Source organism: Aliiroseovarius sp. PrR006 (genome assembly GCF_010500215.1).
GTDB lineage: Bacteria > Pseudomonadota > Alphaproteobacteria > Rhodobacterales > Rhodobacteraceae > Aliiroseovarius.
In genome coordinates this window covers 355,756-376,658 of the sequence record NZ_JAAGOY010000007.1, presented here as the reverse complement: position 1 = coordinate 376,658, position 20,903 = coordinate 355,756, and the positions used below count along the sequence as shown (strand labels likewise).

At 58.9% G+C, this 20,903-nt stretch carries 16 protein-coding genes and 1 pseudogene; 9 read left to right on the top strand and 8 right to left on the bottom strand.

Annotated features, from left to right (window positions below; all coding sequences use genetic code 11):
- The first annotated feature begins 76 nt into the window (after positions 1-76).
- From G0Q00_RS10325 to G0Q00_RS10315, 3 genes are read left to right on the top strand one after another with little or no spacing between them, the layout of a single operon-like run.
- Positions 77-2,293 (top strand): TRAP transporter permease, encoded by a 2,217-nt coding sequence (locus G0Q00_RS10325; RefSeq protein ID WP_163039024.1) that lies wholly within the window; start codon positions 77-79, stop codon positions 2,291-2,293.
- Between the two features lie 5 nt (positions 2,294-2,298).
- Complete coding sequence (locus G0Q00_RS10320) at positions 2,299-3,546, top strand: FAD-binding oxidoreductase (RefSeq protein WP_163039022.1); 1,248 nt, start codon at positions 2,299-2,301, stop codon at positions 3,544-3,546.
- Complete coding sequence (locus G0Q00_RS10315) at positions 3,503-4,279, top strand: aspartate/glutamate racemase family protein (RefSeq protein ID WP_370458577.1); 777 nt, start codon at positions 3,503-3,505, stop codon at positions 4,277-4,279. Before G0Q00_RS10320 ends, G0Q00_RS10315 begins: the two co-directional genes overlap by 44 nt.
- A 104-nt stretch (positions 4,280-4,383) precedes the next feature.
- Here the strand turns inward: G0Q00_RS10315 and G0Q00_RS10310 are convergent, their stop codons facing one another.
- The 7 genes and pseudogenes from G0Q00_RS10310 to G0Q00_RS10280 all read right to left on the bottom strand — a co-directional run bounded on the left by G0Q00_RS10310 (position 4,384) and on the right by G0Q00_RS10280 (position 12,025).
- Positions 4,384-5,784: a TRAP transporter large permease gene (locus G0Q00_RS10310; protein ID WP_163039018.1), complete on the bottom strand. Its 1,401-nt coding sequence runs from the start codon at positions 5,782-5,784 to the stop codon at positions 4,384-4,386.
- Between the two features lie 10 nt (positions 5,785-5,794).
- Positions 5,795-6,427 (bottom strand): TRAP transporter small permease subunit, encoded by a 633-nt coding sequence (locus G0Q00_RS10305; protein ID WP_163039016.1) that lies wholly within the window; start codon positions 6,425-6,427, stop codon positions 5,795-5,797.
- A gap of 58 nt (positions 6,428-6,485) precedes the next feature.
- On the bottom strand, positions 6,486-7,496 hold the full coding sequence (gene dctP, locus G0Q00_RS10300) for a TRAP transporter substrate-binding protein DctP (protein WP_163039014.1): 1,011 nt from the start codon (positions 7,494-7,496) through the stop codon (positions 6,486-6,488).
- Between the two features lie 122 nt (positions 7,497-7,618).
- Positions 7,619-8,959, bottom strand: coding sequence for a sigma-54 dependent transcriptional regulator (locus tag G0Q00_RS10295; RefSeq protein ID WP_163039012.1), 1,341 nt, complete (start codon positions 8,957-8,959; stop codon positions 7,619-7,621).
- Entirely contained in the window at positions 8,959-10,686 is a 1,728-nt protein-coding gene (locus G0Q00_RS10290) for a cache domain-containing protein (protein WP_163039011.1), read from the bottom strand. The genes G0Q00_RS10295 and G0Q00_RS10290 overlap by 1 nt, the downstream gene beginning before the upstream one ends.
- Positions 10,687-10,790: 104 nt before the next feature.
- Positions 10,791-11,017 (bottom strand): annotated as a pseudogene (locus G0Q00_RS15890) (GTP-binding protein); the annotation flags it as partial.
- Positions 11,018-11,101: 84 nt separating this feature from the next.
- Positions 11,102-12,025, bottom strand: coding sequence for a LysR family transcriptional regulator (locus G0Q00_RS10280; RefSeq protein ID WP_163039009.1), 924 nt, complete (start codon positions 12,023-12,025; stop codon positions 11,102-11,104).
- A 112-nt stretch (positions 12,026-12,137) separates the two neighbouring features.
- On the opposite strand from G0Q00_RS10280, the gene G0Q00_RS10275 reads away from it, so the two are divergent.
- Entirely contained in the window at positions 12,138-12,581 is a 444-nt protein-coding gene (locus G0Q00_RS10275; protein ID WP_163039007.1) for a cupin domain-containing protein, read from the top strand.
- 5 nt (positions 12,582-12,586) lie between these two features.
- Positions 12,587-13,396: a glutathione S-transferase family protein gene (locus G0Q00_RS10270; protein ID WP_163039005.1), complete on the top strand. Its 810-nt coding sequence runs from the start codon at positions 12,587-12,589 to the stop codon at positions 13,394-13,396.
- Positions 13,397-13,407: 11 nt separating this feature from the next.
- Here the strand turns inward: G0Q00_RS10270 and G0Q00_RS10265 are convergent, their stop codons facing one another.
- On the bottom strand, positions 13,408-14,181 hold the full coding sequence (locus G0Q00_RS10265) for a FadR/GntR family transcriptional regulator (RefSeq protein WP_163039003.1): 774 nt from the start codon (positions 14,179-14,181) through the stop codon (positions 13,408-13,410).
- 333 nt (positions 14,182-14,514) lie between these two features.
- On the opposite strand from G0Q00_RS10265, the gene G0Q00_RS10260 reads away from it, so the two are divergent.
- The 4 genes from G0Q00_RS10260 (at position 14,515) to dld (ending at position 20,626) form a co-directional block, all read left to right on the top strand.
- Positions 14,515-15,567: a TRAP transporter substrate-binding protein gene (locus G0Q00_RS10260; protein ID WP_163039001.1), complete on the top strand. Its 1,053-nt coding sequence runs from the start codon at positions 14,515-14,517 to the stop codon at positions 15,565-15,567.
- A 109-nt stretch (positions 15,568-15,676) separates the two neighbouring features.
- Positions 15,677-17,755 carry a TRAP transporter large permease subunit gene (locus G0Q00_RS10255; protein ID WP_163039000.1) on the top strand — a complete coding sequence of 693 codons (2,079 nt, stop codon included), beginning with the start codon at positions 15,677-15,679 and terminating at the stop codon, positions 17,753-17,755.
- A 10-nt stretch (positions 17,756-17,765) separates the two neighbouring features.
- Complete coding sequence (locus G0Q00_RS10250) at positions 17,766-18,950, top strand: alpha-hydroxy acid oxidase (protein ID WP_163038998.1); 1,185 nt, start codon at positions 17,766-17,768, stop codon at positions 18,948-18,950.
- Complete coding sequence (dld, locus tag G0Q00_RS10245) at positions 18,947-20,626, top strand: D-lactate dehydrogenase (RefSeq protein ID WP_163038996.1); 1,680 nt, start codon at positions 18,947-18,949, stop codon at positions 20,624-20,626. Before G0Q00_RS10250 ends, dld begins: the two co-directional genes overlap by 4 nt.
- The last annotated feature ends 277 nt before the right edge of the window (positions 20,627-20,903 follow it).

Below are 20,903 nucleotides of genomic sequence, written 5' to 3'. Positions count from 1 at the left end.
AACCGGCCGGGCGGCATTCGACAGATCGGTGCCGCCCGTGTCACCTTTTACAAGATTGACAGCAGGATCAGACGCCATGAGCGATGCTCTTCCCAAGGAAACGCCGGAACTTTCAGCCGAGGAACTGGCTGAAATTGAAAAGAAATACGACGAAGGTGCCGCAACGCGCGCCGTGTCTGACCGGTTTGCCCGTTTCCTGCGCTATGTGGCGCTTGCCTTTGCCTCGTACCACTATCTGACGGCGGGTTTCGCCCTGCCGCCCGATTTCTGGCACATGGGCTGGCACCTGTCGGGCCTCTTCATCCTGATCTATGCGCTTTTTCCCCTGATCAAAACCAAGTCCGCCTTTGATCTGAATAACGGAGCCTTCCGTTTGGGCGGTGTCCCGTATCTGGACATCCTCTTGATGGTCTTGGGCGTGGCGGCCTCGCTTTATCTCGGCATGGCTTGGCATGGCATCCCCGCCTTGGGGATCGAGGAACAGACCTTCCGAATGGGCAATCCCAACAGCTATGACATGGTGTTTGGCTGTATTCTGATCGTGCTGGTTCTGGACATCGCCCGGCGCACGCTGGGCTGGATCCTGCCCTTGATCATCTGCGTGTTCATCGCCTACGCGCTGTTTGGCCCGATCTTTCCGGGCATCCTGCAACATCCGGGCGTCAAGTTCCGCACCTTCGTGTCCTCGATGTACTTTCCACAGGAAGGCATCTTTGGGGTCACGCTTTGGGTGGTCTCGACCATCGTGTTCCACTTCGTGCTGTTCGGCGTGATCGCGCAGCGCACGGGCTTGGGACAGCTTTTCATCGACAACGCCACCATTCTGGCCGGACGCTATACAGGCGGGCCTGCCAAGGTTTCGGTCGTGTCGTCTGCCTTCTTCGGCACGATCTCAGGGTCGTCGGTGGCCAACACCGTGTCCACTGGCGCACTGACCATTCCCAACATGAAACGCCTTGGCTATCCCGGCCACTTTGCAGGTGGTGTCGAGGCTGCTGCGTCTGCAGGCGGCCAGATCACGCCGCCAATCATGGGCGCAGCCGCCTTCATCATGGCCGAGTTCCTCGAAGTGCCCTACACCACCATCGTGATCGCTGCGATCTTCCCGGCCCTTCTGCACTATACCGGCGTCTTTACCGTAGTGCATCTGATGGCCCGCCGCTTGGGCCTGAAGGGTATGGCCAAAGATATGCTGCCGAAATTCGCGCATGTTTGGCGTGAAGGCTGGGCCAATCTGGTGCCTCTGGTCGGCCTGTTGACGGTGCTTTTCTCGGGCTACACGCCCTATATGTCGGCCTTCTGCGGCATTTCTCTGGCGCTGATCACCGGGATGAGCCGCATCAAATCCCCGTTCACGCTGGCCTATCCCGCAGCCTTCATTGCCTTCGTTATCTGGAAGTACATGGGGGACGGGTTTGACCTGCCCATGTCCTTGCTCCTGATCGGGGGTGCCGTTTTGGGAAGCTTCAACCCCCAGCAGCGCACCACCCTCAGCGAGATGGCGGACACGTTGGAGACGGGCGTGAAATACGCGCTGGCCGTCGGGGCGGCCTCGGCTGCCGTGGGCATCGTGATTGGTGTGATCAACACCACCGGCGTCGGTTTCCGCATTGGGTTCATGGTCACACAGGCCGCTGCCAATCTTGGCGGAGATCTGCATGGCCTGTTCACGCTAGGCAGTTTCGAACTGTTCAGCGTCGAGGATCTGACGCTGTTCATCAGCCTCGTCTTCATCGCCATCGCTTGTATCCTGATGGGCGCAGGGGTGCCCACCACCGCGCTTTACATCATGCTGGTCTCGGTCGCGCAGCCCGCGCTTGCGCAGCTGGGTATTCCGCCAATCGCGAGCCACATGTTTGTGCTCTATTACGGCGTCGTGGCAGAGATCACGCCCCCGGTCTGTACCTCGGCCTATGCGGCGGCGGCGATCGCGAACTCCAACCCGTTCAAAACCGGCATGTCCGCGTTCTCGCTTGGGCTTGGAAAAGTGGTGGCGCCGATGGCCTTTGTCTATGCGCCGGTCCTGTTGTTCGTGTCCTCAACCGGGTTTGATTTCGTCGAGTTCACCTATACGGCCACAAGCTGTATCGCCGGTGTGATCGCCCTGTCTGCCGCTGTGGTCGGCTATTGGTTGGCGCCGATGGCGATGGGCTATCGCCTACTTTTGGCTGCGGCCGGTTTGGTCTTCATCGCTCCTTCGTTTCAGGCAGACCTTGTGGCACTTGCGATTGCCAGCCCGGCGATCATCAGCCAGCTGATGCACCGTCGCAAAGCCGCGGCAAGCATGGCCTGATGATCATGACGCAACCGATTACGATACTTGGCGCTGGCGCGGTGGGGTTGTGCACCGCGCTGTCGCTGGCAGAGCGCGGCCAACCCGTGCGGTTGATTGATCGCGGAGATCCCGGTCAGGAAACCTCGTTTGGCAATGCGGGTGTGATCTCGCCCTGGTCGATCATTCCGCAATCCATGCCGGGCATCTGGAAGAAGATCCCCAGCCTGATGTTTGGCCCCCAACGCCCCCTGAGTGTCCGCGCGGCCTATTGGCCCAAGATGATCCCGTGGGGGCTGAGCTTCCTGCGCAACGGAACCACGCAACGGGTACAGGACATCGCCGGTGCAATGGAGCCGCTATGCGCGCCGTCAATTGACCTCTACCGGCGTCATCTGCAGGGCACAGGGCAAGAGCATCTGGTGCAGGACAGCGCCTATGTACATGCCTTTCGCAGCGAAAATCCCGACGCCCTTCAGGGGCTCGATTACCGCATTCGTGCCGAAAAGGGCGCCGATCTGGAACTGGTCGGTGCGGATGAGTTGAGCCGGATCGAACCGGCCCTGTCACGTGAGTTTAAGGCTGCGGTTCTGGTCCATGGTCAGGCACGAGCCTTGTCGCCAGGCAAGATCATGACGGTTCTGGCCGAGAAGGCCAAAACGCTGGGGGTCGAGATCCTTCGGGACGATATCCAGTCGCTGCGCCGGGTGACCGAAGGCTGGGAGGTCCTGTGTTCGAACGCGAGTTATCGTTGTAACAAAGTGATCCTCGCCATGGGGGCGTGGTCGGCGGAACTGGTGAATCCGCTGGGGATCTCGGTGCCTTTGGCGGTTGAGCGCGGTTATCATGTCGAGTTTCCAGCCGCTGGAGTTGAGTTGCAGAACTCGGTGATGGATGTGGATGCGAAATTCGTCGCCAGTTCAATGGAAGACGGGCTACGCGTGGCTGGTCAGGCCGAGTTTGCCGCGATTGATGCTCGTGAAGATCCCAGCAAAAAAAGCCGCATGATGGCGCAGGCCAAAGCGGCGTTTCCGGATCTCAACACCATAGAAACAAGGTTCTGGATGGGCCGACGCCCGTCTTTTCCAGACAGCTTGCCAATGATCGGAGAATTCGATGCACTGCCCGGGCTTTTCGCAGGGTTTGGCCATTCTCACTACGGTCTGATGATGGCTCCGAAAACCGGTGAGTTGCTCGCCGAGATGCTGACAGACACGTCGCCCAACATCGATTGCCGCCCCTACCGGACCAACCGATTTACGCGCGCCAAATAACACTACGAGGAGAGCTGACATGACAGAGCCAACCATTGGCCTTTTGTGCCTGGACACCCATTTTGCCAAACCGCCGGGGCATATCCGTTGTGCCAGCAGCTTGCCCTTTCCGATCCGCAAATCCGTAGTTAGGGGCACCACCATCGCCGAGCTATTGGATCGTCCCAGTTTGGAGTTCTTCACCCCGTTTCTCGATGCGGCGAAAGAACTGGAGGCCGCAGGCTGTGCCGCGATTACCGGAAGCTGTGGCTTCATGGCACTTTATCAAAAGGAATTGGCTGCGCAGGTGTCGATCCCGGTGTTTTCGTCCAGCCTGATCCAGATCCCCTTGATGCATCAGATGGCTGGCGGACGCGGCAAGGTTGGCGTGATCACAGCCCGCGCATCGGCCTTGACCGAGGCCCATTTCCAAGCGGTTGGCGCGGGGGGCATTCCGGTCGCTGTGGCGGGAATGGAGGATCAGCCTGAATTCTCGGATGTCATCCTGCACAGCAAACGGACCGATTTGGATCAGGAAAAAGTCATGGCCGAACTGATTAGCGTCGGTCAGATGCTTCTGAAAAACTCACCAGATGTGACCTCAATCGTTCTGGAGTGTACCGACCTGCCGCCCTACGCGCACGCCCTGCAAAAGCAACTGGGCTTGCCGGTCGCAGATTTGACGACGCTTGCAACAATGGTCCATTCCATTGTCTCACGAACACGATATCCGGGTACGTTTGAATATGGCTGAGTGATCACGCTTTGGGGCAATTGTGCCGGCCGGGTTTGGTGCCAGCAAAGTGCAAGTGAACGGCAGAACCGGAAAACCCGGTCACTCTGCCGTTCAATTCATCCTCAGACTTGTCCCGGCAGCCACAGCACGATTGCGGGGAATGCCACCAGAAGCGCGATGGTGATCGCGTCTGCGATGAAGAAGGGCGTGACGCCTTTGAACACGTCCTGCACGCTCAGGTCATCGCGCACGCCAGCCACGACGAAGCAGTTCAATCCGATGGGCGGTGTGATCAGGCAGAACTCGGCCATTTTCACCACAAGGATCCCGAACCAGATCGCGCACATCGGCCCGGACATTCCGAAGGTGCTGTCAGCGGCAGAGACAAACTCGCCCCCATTCAGGGCCATGATGGCGGGATAAACCACAGGCAGGGTCAGCAGCAGCATTCCGATGGCGTCCATGAACATCCCCAAGACTGCGTAGGCCAGAAGGATGCAGATAAGGATCAGCATCGGCGACATGGTCAGCGATGTGATCCAGTCCGAGAACGCGGCCGGAAGTTCGGCAAAACCAAGGAAGCGGACATAGATCAGCACGCCCCAGATGATCGTGAAGATCATCACGCTGAGCTTGGCGGTTTCCAGAAGCGCGTCTTTCAACTGCGCCCAACGCATCCCACGATAGAGCGCCATCAGGAACACGACGAAGGCTCCTATTGCGCCACCTTCGGTGGGAGTGCCCCATGCTTCGCCGCCAAACGGGTTATAGACGAACAGGATGATGGTCAGGACCACGACAAGGATCGGCAGGGCAGGGGGAAGCGAGACAAAACGCTCTTTCCAAGTGAAGCCTTTTACCGGAGGGCCAAAGTCTTTGATCACCACCGCCATACCGATAATCAACGCACCGTAGATCACGGCCGAGAACGCGCCGGGAATGAATCCCGCCAGCAAGAGCTTGCCCACGTCCTGTTCCACGATGATGGCGTAGATCACCAGAATGGCCGAGGGCGGGATCAGCGAGGCGAGCGTGCCGCCGGCAGCCACGACGCCTGCCGCGAACTGTTTGTTGTAGCCGATCTTCAGCATCTCGGGGATGGCGATCCGGGCAAACACCGCCGAGGTCGCGACCGACGCGCCGGACACAGCCGCAAACCCTGCGGTCGCAAAGACGGTCGACACGGCCAACCCGCCGGGCACCCACGCGAGCCACCGCTTTGCGGCCTCGAATAGGGCTTTCGTCAGGCCTGCGTAGTACGCCAGATAGCCAATCAGGATGAAGGTAGGGATCAGGCTGAGCGCCTGACTTGAGATCTTGGAATGCGGCACCTGACCTGCCGTTTTGACCGCAATGGTCATCGCCTTGCCAAAACGGGCCGGGTCGTAGCCAAACTTGGCCCAGAAGATCCAGATCAACCCGATCATCCCGGCCGTGGCAGCCGCAAAGGCCACGCGCATTCCCAGAATGACAAGAACAAGAAGGCCGCCCGAGACGACGAGGCCAATTTCAATCGGTTCCATACCAGTATCCTTAAGCGTCGTTGCCTGAGACGTGCTCGGCTTCCATCGCGGCCTGCTTGGCAGCATCTGCGATTAGAGGAACAGCAATTGGGGAGGCCATTCCGGTGATCAGCGCGCGTGAATATGCCCAGACTTGCAGTAGAAGGCGCAGGCACAGGACGGAAAACGCAACAGGAGCCAGAAGCTTCGCCGGCCACAGCGGCAGTGAAATATCGACCGAGCTGTCGCGGCTCCACAGGGGTGCGGCGAAGTCGAAACTGCGGTCGAAATGCGCCCAACTGCCCCAGACCAGAAGCAACATCAGGGCAAGAATGATCAGCGTCGTGATCAGCTCGACCAGATAGAGGCTGCGGCCACGAAGCGCGCCCACCAGCATGTCCATGCGGATATGCCCGCCATCACGTTGTGTGAATGAAATGCCCATGAACGCAATCAGTGGCATGGCCTGCTCGATCCAGTCGATATAGCCCGGCAAAGGCTGGTTGGCGAAGTTGCGCCCGCTGACGGACACGACCGCCAAGATCATCAAAGAAAAGACTGCAAGCCCGCTGATCAGCGCCAGTGCGCCCTCGACGCGATAGAGCTTCTGGTCAATGCGGCTGAGTACACTGTCGTCGGTCAGAACAAGGGAAGACCCGGCCATGGCGCCACTCCGTTCGAAAAAAGGATGCCCTGCGCCGATGGGGCGCAGGGCGATGGGTTTAGCTGCCGTTGGCAATCATACCGGTGACAAGATCGTAAAGTTCTTGTGCGGGCAGCCCACGGGCGGTGTTGTCTGCGATCCACGCCTCGGCGGCCGGGGCGGCGGCGGCGTCGCGGAAGGCGGCAATCTCGTCATCCGAGAAGGTGACCTGCTGGATGCCCTTTTCGTCTAGGGCGGGTCCCCACGCGACCATGGTCTTGTTGTTGTAGTTGTCAACATAATGGGCCAGTGCCTCGTCAACCGACCCCAACAGAGCGTCACGGTGTTCGTCCGACAGGTTGGCCAGCGCGTCCGAGTTCACAACAACCGGGCAGTTCACGGTGCCGGGGTTCAGGTTTGTGGTCCACCAGGTGGCGTTTTCAATCGTGCCATAGGACATGTGGGCGTGGGGGGCAAAGCTGACAGCCTTGACCACGCCGCTATCCATTGCCTGACGCACTTCGGAGGCCGACATCGACGTCGGAACAGCGCCGATGGTTTCCATGGCTTTGCCGATGCCGCCGGTTGCGCGCACGGTCAGACCTTCGAAGTCTGCCAAGGTCGCAGGTGCGTCACCTGCACCAACGATGTTATATTGCGGCAGGGGCGAAGGCATCAGAAGCGTTGCGTTCCAGCGCGCCATGTCGGCTTGCGTGGCCGGGTGGTTGTAGACTGCCATGGACAGCGCAATCTCTTGTTCAAGCGAGCTTACACCCAGAAACGGAAGTTCCAGCACGGTGATCGAAGGGTTCTTGTCGCGGTGATAGCCCGCGCAGAACTGGGCCATCTCGAATGCTTCGATCGAGATGCCGTCCAGATTTTCCCGGTTCTTGGACAGGCCACCATAGCTGAGGTTCAGGGTGAACTCGCCGTTGGTTTTTTCGCTGACCAGCTCGGCCAGTTTCTCAACGTGCTCGGTGAATGCGCGACGCTTGCCCCACAGAGATACGTTCCAATCCGTAGCGAATGCTTCGCTGGCAATAGTCAGAGACAGCGCTGCAAGGGCAGCGCCTTTGAAAGTCGATCGCATGGTATTCCTCCCAGAAATCGCGAATTTGTGGGCACAGTATCCGCTCCGCGATCCTGTCTGGCTATGAGAGAAATTGCCTGCGCTGCCGGACCAGCCCTGCGGAAATCCGCAGGGCAAATGGACTAGAGCAATGCGTCCTTGTCGAGGCCCAGTTTTACGATCTTTTCGTTCAACGTCCGACGCCCGATCCCAAGCGCCTCGGCAGCGGCATCCATGCGGCCTTCATGGGCCTGAATGGCCTTCCCGATCAGCTCGCGTTCGAAGGCGGCCACGGCTTCGCGCAGGGTGCCGGGAATGTCATCCAGATGCTGATCGGCCTCGATGGCCTGAGTCATCGAGCCACCACCCCGCCGCGCGGCCAGTACCCGACGCTCGCACACATTGCGCAACTCGCGCACATTGCCGGGCCAGTCATGGGCCAGAAGTGCTGCCAAATCGTCCGGGGTCAGGGCAGGGACGGCCAGTTCGTAAATCTTGGCGTAGTCATCCAAAAAATGACGCGCCAGCAGGGCTATGTCGTCCCTGCGCTGCCGCAAGGATGGCACAGTCAGCACGACGGTGTTGATGCGGAACAAGAAGTCCTGTCGCAGACGCCCTTCTTTCACCGCCGCCGCCACATCTTCGCTGGTGGCCGAGATCACGCGGAATTCGGTCGTCACCGTTTGCGTCGCCCCCACGGGCAGCACCTGTTTGTCTTCCAGTACGCGCAGCAGCTTGGCCTGCACGGCAAGGGGGCAGGCGCAGACTTCGTCCAGAAACAGGGTGCCGCCTGTTGCGGCGGTCAATCGGCCTTCGCGTTCACCCGCGACCCCGAACATCTCGGCCTCGAACGTGTCCGGGGACAGCGCGGCGCAGTTCAGCGCCAGAAAGGGTGTCTGGCCGTCACCGCCCAGATCGTGCAGCGCCTGGGCCACCAGTTCTTTCCCGGTTCCGGTTTCCCCGGTGATCAGAACGCTAGCCCCAATGTCGGCCAATGCCATCACATCTTCGCGCAGCGTCGCAACCTCGTCCGTTTGCCCCAGCAGAACGCGATCCAACCCCGATAACCGCATCAGGCGATCCTTCAGCCGCGCATTGTCGCGCCGCATCCGGTTCTGTTCGGCCGCATGGGACAGGATGCGCAACAGGCGGCGCGGTTCATAGGGCTTTTCGACAAAGCTATAGGCCCCGTCCTGCATCGCCTGAACGGCCATGGGAATGTCCCCATGGGCCGAGATCAACACAAGCGGCGGGGCTGTTTCCAAATCCAAAGAGTTCAAGAGCTCCAGCCCGCTCATGCCGGGCATCTGAACATCCGACAAGATTACATCCGGGGGGGCATCCGCCAGTTTTGATGAGACCTGCGCCGCGCGAGACGTCGCCTCAGCCTGCCAGCCCGCTGCGGTCAGAAGGTCCACAAGGGATTGGCGCATGGCTTTGTCGTCATCGACAATCAAAACGCTAAAGGGGCGCGTGTCCGCCATCAGATTTGATCCTCTTCAAGGGGGGCATGGGGGAAGGTTACACGGAAAACCGCCCCTTCTGGGTCGACATTTCGCGCAGTCATCTGGCCCTCGTGATCTTTCACGATGCTGGCGGAAATCGCCAGACCCAACCCCATCCCGCGCCCGCTTTCGCGCGTGGTGACGAAGGGTTCTTTCAGGTCCTCCAAGGTGGCCGAGCCGATGCCGTGCCCGTTATCCTCGATCTCGACCCACGCGTCGGTGCCGGATATCCCCGCCCTAATCGTAAGTCTGGGGGCAGAGCGGTCTTCGCTGGCATCCAAGGCGTTACGCAGAAGGTTGGTCATGACCTGTTCAACCCGCAAGCGTATGCCGCGAATAAGCACCGGATCTGTCGGCAGATCCAACGCCACCTTGGCCCCGATCTGTTGAATGTTTGGCGCAACAAGATCGAGTGACATTTTGATCGCATCACGCAGGTCTAGTTCTTTGAAGGCCTCGGCGTCCGAGCTGGCGAAGAACTTCAGCTGCCGTGTGATGCCTTCCATCCGGTCCACCAAGCCGCCGATATCCGTGGTCAGCTTGTTTCCCCCACCGCTACCGATCTCGGCGGCCACAAGGTGGTTGCGCATGGCCGCAATGGGCTGCCCTAACTCATGCGTTACGGATGCCGCCAGCCGTCCAAGAGCAGCCAGCCGGCTTGCGCTTTCAAGCTCGTTCTGAGTCCGCTTCAAACGACGCTCGGCGGTCATGCGTTCGGTGATTTCCGTGGCCAGCCGTTCGTTCGCCTGCCGCAGATCGGCCTCTTCCCGCTCGGATCGGCGAAGCTCGGCGTCGACGCGGCGCGCGCGTTGGATCTGGAATAGGATAAAGGCAACGGCGGCCAGGATCATCGCGATGGCCGTGACCAGCCACGCCCGCGTAAGCGCCTGAACGTCGCTTGCAAAGAAATGCAACTGCCACCCGTGTGGCAGATCATCCGCCACCAAATGCAGGTGTTCCGAACCGCCGATCCGCGCGCGTTGATCGGCAAGCGCCGACCAGTCCAGCAGCGCCAAATCCTGCCCTGAAAACTGCCGCGCATCCACGATCTCCTGCCGCCGCTCGGGCGATAGCGGCGACAACACCCGATAGCGCCACGACGGATCCGACGCCAACAAGACAACCCCGTCCTTATTCGCCAAGAACACCCGTTCGCCAGACCCAATCCAGTTTTCTTCAAGCCCTGTCAGGTTGATCTTGATCGCCAGCACGCCCAAAATCTGGCCCGACACATCACGAACCGCATCCGCGATGAAATACCCCGGCAGACCCGTGGTCGCCCCGATGGCATAAAACCGCCCCTGCGCGCCTGAAAGTGCATCTTGGAAGTAAGGCCGGAACGCATAGTTCTGACCAATGAAACTGCTTGGTTCCTGATAGTTGGAGGCGGCAATCGTCAGCCCGTCCGGATCAATCAAGTAAATCGCATCCAGCCCGGCACGCGACGCGAAATCCATGATCCGAGGGTTCAGGCGATCGGTCGCGCCACCCTTCGCGGTTTCGATCACAAACGGATCACGCGCCAGCACGTATGTCAGATGGGAGAACCGTTCCAATTCACCTGAAACCGAGCTTTGGTAGAGCGAAAGACGCCCCTGCGCTTTCGTCAGTTCCTCGGACTGGAAATAGCCGTAGGACATCCTGAACAGGATGAACGCAACGACGGTGGTCGCGATGATTGGAATGATTAGCGATCGCAAACGCATGCCAATCGATTGGCCGGTTTCAAATGGGAAAGCAAGTAATTACTTCTCATGTCGGTTCCTTCGCGGCCCCAGTTTGCGCGGCCATCCAAGCCGAAAGATGCCTGCTACACACCACCCACGGATCGAATGTGGCCCCATATTTCTTCAACGCCCTCGCAGTGCTTTGGGTTGGTGAAGAGCAAGGGCAGATTGGGGCGCATCTGCGCCGCGTCGCGGTCCATCACGTCAAGACTTGCGCCGACATGGGGGCAAGGTCGGTCTTGTTGATTACCAGAGTGTCCGAGCGGGTGACCGCAGCTCCGCCTTTGCGCGGGACCTCCTCGCCCGCTGCGGGACTGTATTTCACCGATGCATACCTGCCCGAGGGCGGCTTTTCGCGCCTGATGCGCGACGTGCTTTTTCCATTGCTGATCGATCAGTCTAACGCCCTCAGTAGATCGAATATCTGCGCGCGCATCCACGCGGCCATCGGTGTTTTGTCAGCCCGGCTGTGCCAGATGCCAATGATCAAAGATGGCGCGATGGGCATCGGTGGCTGGAAAACGTCAAGCCCGTAGGCATCTTTCACCTCGGTCGCAAGTTGCGCGGGGATCAAGGCGATCAGATCGCTGTCACGAACAACCCGGCACACGCCCGAAAACACGGGAACCGTCATGGCGACATGCCGTTTCTGCCCAACCTTGGCCAATGCGGCATCTCCCATCGCCGCAAGCTTGCCTTCGGGTGAGAACAGCACATGCGGCATGGCGCAGAAACGTTCCATCGGCATCATGGCACCGTCCTGAAGTCCGGCAATGCCGGGGTTGGTCTTGCGCGCGATGACCACAAAGGGCGCGTGAAACAGCGGCGCGCGGCTGATCCAGTTTGGCAGTTTTGTGTCGGGGATCAGTGCCAGATCCGCGTCATACCGCTCCAAACTGTCCACGTAATCATAGGGGACAAGATCGACCAGTTGGGCGCGCAATCGCGGAGCTTTCTTCAGCAGCACGTCACCAAGCTTTGGCATCAACATTTCAGCCATGAAGTCAGACGCGGCAATTTTGAAGTTCCCCTCGGCGGTCGCCGGGTCAAGAGTATCCTGAGGAGAAAGAAGCACCTCAATCCGGTTCAGCTCTCCAGGCAGGTCTTGGCGTATCCTTTCAGCATATTCAGTGGGCACCAGCGTGTTTCCCTGCCGTACGAACAACGGATCGTTCAGCGCATGGCGCAAACGAGACAGGGCCGAGGAGACAGCGGATTGAGACAGGCCCAACCGTGTGCCCGCCTTGACGGTCGACCCCTCGCGGAACAGCGCGTCCAATACCCTGAGAAGATTCAAATCGAATGTCGCGAAATTCATTTGATTAATATCCTGCATTAAAAATGTCTGTTTGGTAGATATCTTGAGGCTGGATTAAGCTTCAGTCAACGAAGGCGCTTTCGTTTCAATCCACGGTATTAGGAGAGAAATGATGAAAGACAGTAAGACCACAAACGCCGAGCTCGAATGGCTGGGCGTGACCTATAAAACCATTCTGGCCGCTGATGAAACGGATGGCGCCATGTCGATTGTCGACAGCACCTCGCCCATCGGCAGCGGCCCCCCGCGCCATATCCATCACAATGAAGACGAGACCTTCGTGATCCTGACCGGTGCGTGTCGGGTCTGGTTGGAAGGCGAAGAACAGGTGCTGGAAGCCGGGGGAAGCACGTTCATCCCGCGCGGCAAAGAGCATACGTTCAAGGTGATCGGAGACGAACCATGCCGCCATCTGGTCATCCTGACCCCTGGCGGGTTTGAAGGGTTCTTCGCCGACATGGTCGCCGGTCAGTTCGCAATCCCTGATGACATGCCGGCCATTGTAGAATCCGGTGATCGCCATAACATGACCTTTACCGGTCCCCCCTTAGATTGAGAGCCATGACCAAACCCGTTGTCTACCACATCCCCGTCTGTCCCTTTTCTCAGCGGTTGGAGATCCTGCTGGCCCTGCGCGGCCAGCAGGATGCCGTCGAGTTCCGTGTCGTCGATATCACCAAGCCGCGCGATCCTGACCTTCTGGCCAAGACGCGCGGGACAACGGCGTTGCCGGTCCTTGAAACGTCTGAGGGCCAGATCCTCAAGGAAAGCTTGGTGATCCTGCGCTATCTCGATGAAGCGCTCGAAGGGGCGCCGCTGCGGCGTCGCGACCCATATGAACATGCGATTGAAAGCATGCTGATCGCCAAAGAAGGTTCGTTCACGATGGCGGGCTATATCTATGTGATGAATCAGGACAAGGCGCAGCGCACGGCGCTAAATGACAAGCTGCTTGGCCTCTACCGGGACCTCAATGACTTCCTGCTTGAATACAACCCGGACGGCACCTTCCTGTTCGATGAGTTCGGTTTGGCAGAAGCCGTGTTTACCCCGGTATTCAAACGGTTCTGGTTCCTTGACTATTATGAAGGTTTCGAGCTGCCCGCCGGTCCGGACTATGATCGTGTTGCGAAGTGGCGCACGGCGTGCTTGGCCCACGACGCGACGGATCAGGTGTCACAGGAAGAAATCGTGAAGCTCTATTACGATTACGCTCTGGGTGCGGGGAATGGGGCTCTGGTCGATGGCCGAAGCGTGTCGAGTTTCGCGTTCGAGCCAGGCTGGAAAACGCGCCCGATGCCACCGCGCGACAAATATGGGACGCGGGCATCTGATGAGGCGCTTGGGTTGGTTGCTGCGGATACGGGCTGAGACGTCGGCGGCTATTGCGCCATCAATCGACGTTTTTCGGCCATCGCCTCGCGCCTTTGCTGTTCCAGACCTTGCCGGAAGGACTGTTCCACAAAGTCGATGTGATCCAGCGCCGCTTTTTCCGCGCGCTCTTCGTCCCCGTCGATGACCGCTTGCCCCAAGCTTAAGTGTTGTTCGAGCAGTTTCTTACCCGTCCCATCAAGCGTCTTCAGGAAGTCGCGGTTATAAAACACGCTTTGCTGGGTCAGGTCGAAAATCGACGCCATCATATGGATCAGCGTTGCATTCTGGCTGGCATCCACAATGGCTGAATGCAGGGCGAAATCTGCTTCGCGCGATGCGTCCGCGTCGTTTGTCTTCCACGCCCGCTCGATCTCGGTCAGGATTTCGGAAATCCGCTCTTTGTCGGCGTGCGTGGCGCGGCGGGCTGCAAGGCGGGCGGCGAAGCCCTCTTGTTCGCGCCGGTATTCCAGGTAATCGAAAAACGCCGGTTCGTGACGGCCATACAGATCCAGAAGGGCGGGAAGCATCGCCTGACCGGTCAAGGGCGCAACAAAGCTGCCCTCCCCGTGCTTGATCATGACCAAGCCGCGCTCTTCTAGAATATGAAGCGCTTCACGCAGCTTTGGGCGCGAGACGCGAAGTGTCTCGGCCAGCTCGCGTTCTGACGGTAGTTTTCGCCCCTGTTTTAGGATGCCCGAGGCAATCAAATCCTCGATCTGTGCGACGACAGCATCGGCCAGTGATTCGTGTCCAACCGGATCAAAAAGAGCTTTGTTCGTCATTTTGAGCTTACCTCGGTTCCAAGTTGTTCCCGGAGTGGTGGTAAAACAAAGTAACCAACGCTGATCAAAAATCAACCCGGATCAAATCTTCGCGGTGTTCCTTGTTATGGTTTGAAAAATAACAGGAATGTCCGGGGTATGTGGGCCTCATTGGCTGACGATTGCCCAAAATCCGTGCCGTTTAACCTACGAAAACTCAGTGTTGAGAATTGCCAGTGGTAAATAAAGTTGTTGACCGGTCGCGGTGGTAATATTTATTTACCAATTTGTATCAATGCCGGATTTGCCGTGGAGGCGGCGCCGGTCATTACGGTCCAACCTCGGAGGAAACCCATGAAAAAGACCCTGACTTCGCTGGCGATTGCCGCGACTCTTCTGACCACCACCGCAGCGCAGGCTGCCGACAAACTGCTGCTGAAAACCCCGATTGCGTTCTCGACCGCACTGCCGGGTCTGGGTTCGCCGATCCCGCGCGTTGCCGAACAGCTGGACCTGATGTCTGGTGGTACGCTGAAGATGAAAGTCTACGAGCCCGGCAAGCTGGTGCCACCGTTCGAGATCTTGGACGCCGTAAGCTCGGGCAAGATCAACTCGGGCTACACCACGGCGGGCTACTGGGCCGGTAAGATCCCGGCCGCCCCGCTGTTCTCGGCGGTGCCGTTTGGCCCGGAAGCTGGTGAATACATGGCGTGGCTGTACTATGGCAACGGGATGAACCTGTACCAAGAGATGTATGATCAGGCGGGCTTCAATGTGAAGGTTCTGCCCTGTGCGATCATCGCCCCGGAAACCTCGGGCTGGTTTGCAAAGGAAATCAACAGCGCTGAAGATCTGGAAGGTCTGAAGATGCGTTTCTTCGGTCTGGGCGGCAAAGTGATGCAGCGCTTGGGTGTTGCCACCAGCCTGCTGCCGGGTGGCGAGATTTTCCCCGCACTGGAAAAAGGCGCGATCGACGCGACCGAATTCTCGATGCCGGCAATCGATGCGCGTCTGGGCTTCCATAAGCTGGTCAAGTTCAACTACTTCCCCGGCTGGCACCAACAGGCCACCGTATTTGAACTGCTGGTGAACAAGGACGTTTGGAACGAAGCATCGGATCAACACAAAGCCATCATCGAAAACGCCTGTAAGGCCTCGATGACCGACAGCTTTGCAGAAGGCGAAGCCATTCAGCATGACGCCCTGCTGGACAACGTCGAAAACAACGGCGTGACCATCAAAATCTGGTCGGACGAGATGCTGAACGTCTTCCGCGAGAACTGGAACGCCGTAGCCGATGAAGAAGCCGCCAATGACGAATTCTTCGCTAAGGTTCTGGGTGACATGACCGAGTTCCGCGAAGGCTATGCGATCTGGAAAGAGAACGCGTTCCTCCCCCGTAAGTAACTTTCCCAAGAACGTGGGGCGGCGTGATCCGCCGCCCTGCACCTATTTGTTTTTCCCTTTTTATCCCTGACCTCGCGCAATTTCGCCGCCATCGCCTGTGGAGGAGAACATGGCCCAGACCCCGCATCAACAAGACGTGGACTTGAATGATCCCGTCGACGTGTACGAACACATTCTCGAACACGAGGACCGCGACACGCAGGTCGCTGCCGTCGCCATCGACAAAACTGTAAAGGGCGTAGGCAACATCGTCATGTGGGCCAACCTTCTTTTGGTGGCCGCCATCGTGACACAGGTAAGCCTGCGCTATCTGTTCAACGTGAACTTCCCCAAGCTCGACGAAATCCAGTGGCATTTCTATGGGTTGGTGACGATGGTCGGCATTTCTTATGCCTTGGTCACCGACAGCCATGTGCGCGTTGATATCCTGCACATGCAACTAAGCCGCCGTGCGCAGCGGGTGATCGAGGTGATCGGGATCCTCGCGCTGCTGGTGCCCTTCATCTATTTGATGGTCGATCAGGGCTGGGACTATTTCTATGAAAGCTGGCGGGTGAACGAACGCTCTGACAGCCCGACAGGTCTGGCCGCGCGCTGGGCGTTCAAGGCCGTGATCCCGGCCAGCTTCGTGCTGTTGGCGCTGGCTGCCGTGGCCCGCTTGATCCACGACGCGCATGCGATTGTGGTGAATTACGATGACGAGCGGAAGGGCAAGGACCTACGCTTGATCCTGTGGGCGCTGGTGGCCTTCGCCGTCGTCGCAACCGCTCTGACCTTCGTGGTCGAAACCACCGAAGAGAAGCTGGTCATCGCGATGTTCCTGACCTTCATCGCGCTTCTGTTCACGGGCTTCCCCGTGGCGTGGACCCTTGCAGGTGTCGGGGTGGCCTATTGCGGGCTGGCTTACCTGTTCGACAATGACCTGATGCTCTGGACCGGGCTGGAAAGCACCTTCACCGGGCTTGATTATCTAACCCTTGGGGCCGTTGTGAATCGGGTCTATGCGACTATGTCGAACGCTGTTCTGGTGGCGTTGCCCATGTTTATCTTCATGGGGCTGATGCTGGATGAAAGCGGCGTGGCGGAACGTCTGATGACCTCGATGCAGCGCTTGTTTGGAACGGTGCGTGGCGGGCTGGCCATCACAGTGACCATGATCGGCATCATTCTTGCGGCCTCGACCGGCATTATCGGTGCGTCGGTGGTTCTGCTGGGCGTGCTGTCGCTGCCGTCGATGATGGAGCAGAAATACAACCCCTCGCTGGCGGCTGGTGTGGTGTCGGCGTCCGGTACGCTTGGCATCCTGATCCCGCCTTCGATCATGCTGGTGATCATGGCCGACCAGATGGCCTTGTCAGTAGGGGATCTGTTCATGGCCGCGGTGTTCCCGGGCGTGATCATCGGGTGCCTCTACCTGACCTATATTTTTGTTATTGCGCTGATCAAACGCGACGCGGCCCCGGTGCCCGAGGGCGCAACCCGCCCTGACTGGGCAGCGGTCAAGGATGTGCTGATTGCGATCCTGCCGACGCTGGGTCTGATCTTGGCGGTGCTTGGTTCGATCTTCGCGGGCCTCACCACGCCGACCGAGGCGTCGGGCGTGGGTGCCCTTGGCGCAACCCTGCTGGCGCTGGGCTATCGCAAGCTGACCTTCCGTAAGCTGGTCAACGTGCTGAAAGCCACCTTCAACACCACCGCCTATATCTTCGCGATCTTTCTGGGCGCGACGGTGTTCAGCTATGTGCTGCGGGAACTGGGTGGCGATGCGTTGATCGAGGACATGATCCACAGCGCTGGCCTTGGCGCCACTGGAACTGTGATTTTCATCCTGTTCATCGTGTTCCTGCTGGGCTTCGTGCTGGACTGGATCGAGATCACCTTGATCGTGCTGCCTCTGATGCGCCCGATTGTGAATGCGCTGGGTCTGGATATTCCCGGCTTTGGCGCCATCGATGAACCTGCGCTGGTGTGGTTCGTGATCCTTGTCGCGGTGACGTTGCAGACCAGTTTCTTAACGCCACCGGTTGGATTTGCGCTCTTCTATCTGAAGGGGGTTTGCCCGCCCGAGATCAAACTGACGGATATCTACAAGGGCATCATTCCCTTTGTGATCCTGCAGCTGATCGGTCTTGCCCTTGTCTTCTACTGGCCCGCACTTGCCACTTGGCTGCCGTCGGTCGCGTACTAGGAGTTTGAATATGCGTCTTAAAGATTGTCACAACTTCCACGATTTCCGCAAACTGGCGCAGCGTCGTCTGCCGGGGCCGATCTTCAACTACATTGACGGCGGTGCCGATGACGAGGTGACGCTGCGCAAGAACTCGAGCGCGTTCGACAATTGCGATCTGCTGCCGTCGGTCCTGCGTGGGGTGAAGGACGTGGATATGTCCGTCACCGTGATGGGGCAAAAGCTGGACATGCCGGTCTATTGCTCGCCCACCGCGCTGCAACGGTTGTTCCATCACAAAGGTGAACGTGCCGTTGCCGCCGCAGCCGACAAATACGGCACCATGTTTGGGGTTTCGTCTCTGGGCACCGTGTCGCTGGAAGAGCTGCGGCAAAAGCACAAGAATCCGCAGGTCTACCAGTTCTATTTCCACAAGGACCGCGGGTTGAACGCGGCCATGATGCAGCGCGCGAAAGAGGCCGGCGTCGAAGTGATGATGCTGACCGTGGACAGCATCACCGGCGGCAATCGTGAACGGGACCTGCGCACCGGGTTTTCGATCCCGTTCCGGCTGACCTTGGGCGGCATGATCCAGTTCGCGATCAAGCCGATGTGGGGCATCAACTATGTCACGCATGAGAAATTCCGCCTGCCGCAACTGGATGAACATGTCGATATGGGGGGTGGGGCCAGCTCGATCGGGGGTTATTTCACCGACATGCTCGACCCATCGATGACATGGGATGACGTGGCCCAGATGGTGCGTGACTGGGATGGTCAGTTCTGCCTGAAGGGCATCATGACCGTCGAAGACGCTAAACGCGCTGCCGAGATTGGTTGCACCGGTATCATTCTGTCGAACCACGGCGGGCGACAGCTGGATGGCTCGCGCACGCCGTTCGATCAGTTGGACGAGATCGTTCAGGCGGTTGGCGACAAGTTGGACGTCATGATGGACAGCGGGATCCAACGTGGTACTCATGTTCTGAAGGCATTGTCGCTTGGCGCCAAAGCAGTGGGGATCGGGCGCGGATACCTGTATGCGCTGGCTGCGGGCGGTCAACCAGCCGTCGAGCGCGCGCTGGGTCTGATGCACGCCGAGATCGAGCGCGACATGAAACTGATGGGCGTCACACGCGTCGACCAACTGAGCCGCGACAACCTGCGCTTTCTCGGGGACGGTGCGGTGAAGACACGCGCAGGAGCTGCTGCATGACCAACGACGCGCTTCTCTCCCGTTTCCGCGACATCGTTGGTCGCCGTCATGTCCTGACCGGACAGCGGGCGACCGAACGCTTTCGGCGCGGGTTCAGATCGGGGGAAGGGGAAGCGCTGTGCGTTGTTCGTCCGGGGACGCTGCTTGAGCAATGGCAGGTGCTTGAGGCCTGCGTCGCGGCTGACAAGATCGTCATCATGCAGGCTGCCAATACCGGGCTGACCGAAGGCTCGACCCCGTCGGGCAACTATGACCGCGACGTGGTTCTGATCAACACCCGACGCATGGGCAAGATCGTGCCGCTGGACGAGGGGCGTCAGGTCATCGGCTTTCCGGGCTCCACACTGTTTGCCTTGGAGAAGCTTCTCGACCCGCTGGGGCGCGAACCGCATTCCGTGATCGGGTCTTCTTGTATCGGTGCGTCGATCATCGGCGGGGTCTGCAACAATTCTGGCGGCTCGCTGGTGGAACGTGGCCCATCCTATACCGAGCTGTCGCTTTACGCGCAGGTTGATGAAAACGGCCAGCTGTCGTTGGTCAATCATCTGGGGGTCGATCTGGGCGACACGCCCGAGGAGATTCTGACGCGGCTTGAGGCAGGCGATCTGGGGTCGAGCGTCCCTGATACCAATCGCAAGGCGTCCGCCACCGACTATGCCAGTCAGGTACGCAAGGTGGACGCGGAAACGCCCGCGCGGTTCAATGCCGACAAGCGCCGCCTGCACGAGGCCTCGGGATGTGCGGGCAAGCTTGGCGTTTTCGCTGTGCGGCTGGATACCTACGCCAAACCCGCCACGCAAAAGACCTTTTATATCGGCACCAATGACACCGCAGACCTGACAGAGCTGCGCCGTCATATCCTGTCGGAGTTTGAGACGCTGCCGGTTTCGGGCGAATATATGGAACGCGAGGTGTTCGATCTGACCGAGTGCTATGGCAAGGACACGGTCATGATGATCGACTGGTTGGGCACGGATCGCCTGCCGTCCTTCTTTGCCCTGAAAGGCGCGATTGATGCGCGGCTGCGGTCTGTCCCCGGCCTTGCCAATTTCACGGACCGCGCCATGCAGCTGTTTGCCCGCCTGACCCCCAGCATCCTGCCGAAACGGTTGAAGGACTTCCGCAACCGCTATCGTCACCACCTGATCCTGAAGATGCGAGACGACGGGATTGCCGAGGCGTCGGACTATCTGTCCAAGCTCTTTGCGGATCGCGACGGGGATTTCTTCGAATGTTCCGACCGCGAGGCGAAGATTGCCGGGTTGCATCGGTTCGCCGCTGCAGGCGCCGCCGTGCGCTACATGGCGATCCATTCGAACGAGGTCGAGGATATCTTGGCGCTTGATATCGCGTTGCGCCGCAATGATCGTGATTGGTACGAAGTCCTGCCCGCCGAGGTCGATGATCAGCTTGTTCACAAGCTTTATTATGGCCACTTCTTCTGCCACGTGCTGCATCAGGATTACGTGGTCAAAAAAGATGCCGATCCCAAGCAGATCAAGGCACAGATGTTGAAGCTTTTGGATCAGCGCGGCGCAGAATATCCGGCCGAACACAATGTCGGGCATCTCTATCCGGCCAAGCCTGATCTGGCGGCGCATTATACCTGCTGTGATCCCTCCAATTCGTTCAATCCCGGCATCGGAAAGATGTCGAAGAAGAAGCACTATGCGTGACGCATAGCGTGGGTGGGTCAGACACATCCCATCGATCACGTATCCTCTAAGAAAGCGCCGCGAAGATCGGGGCGTCCGTCCGGCAAAACACCGCCACATTTGTCAACGGACGTTCGCAACCCGAACGTCGTGATGAAAAAAGGCTTAAGCGGTAGCCTTGGGATAGTCATTCACCCATAGATAGTTTTGATTGACGTATCAGAGACACTTCACCAAACCGAAGACGATAGAAACCTGTTTTTTCTTGAGAATTTGCGACGTCCCGTTAGTAACCCTC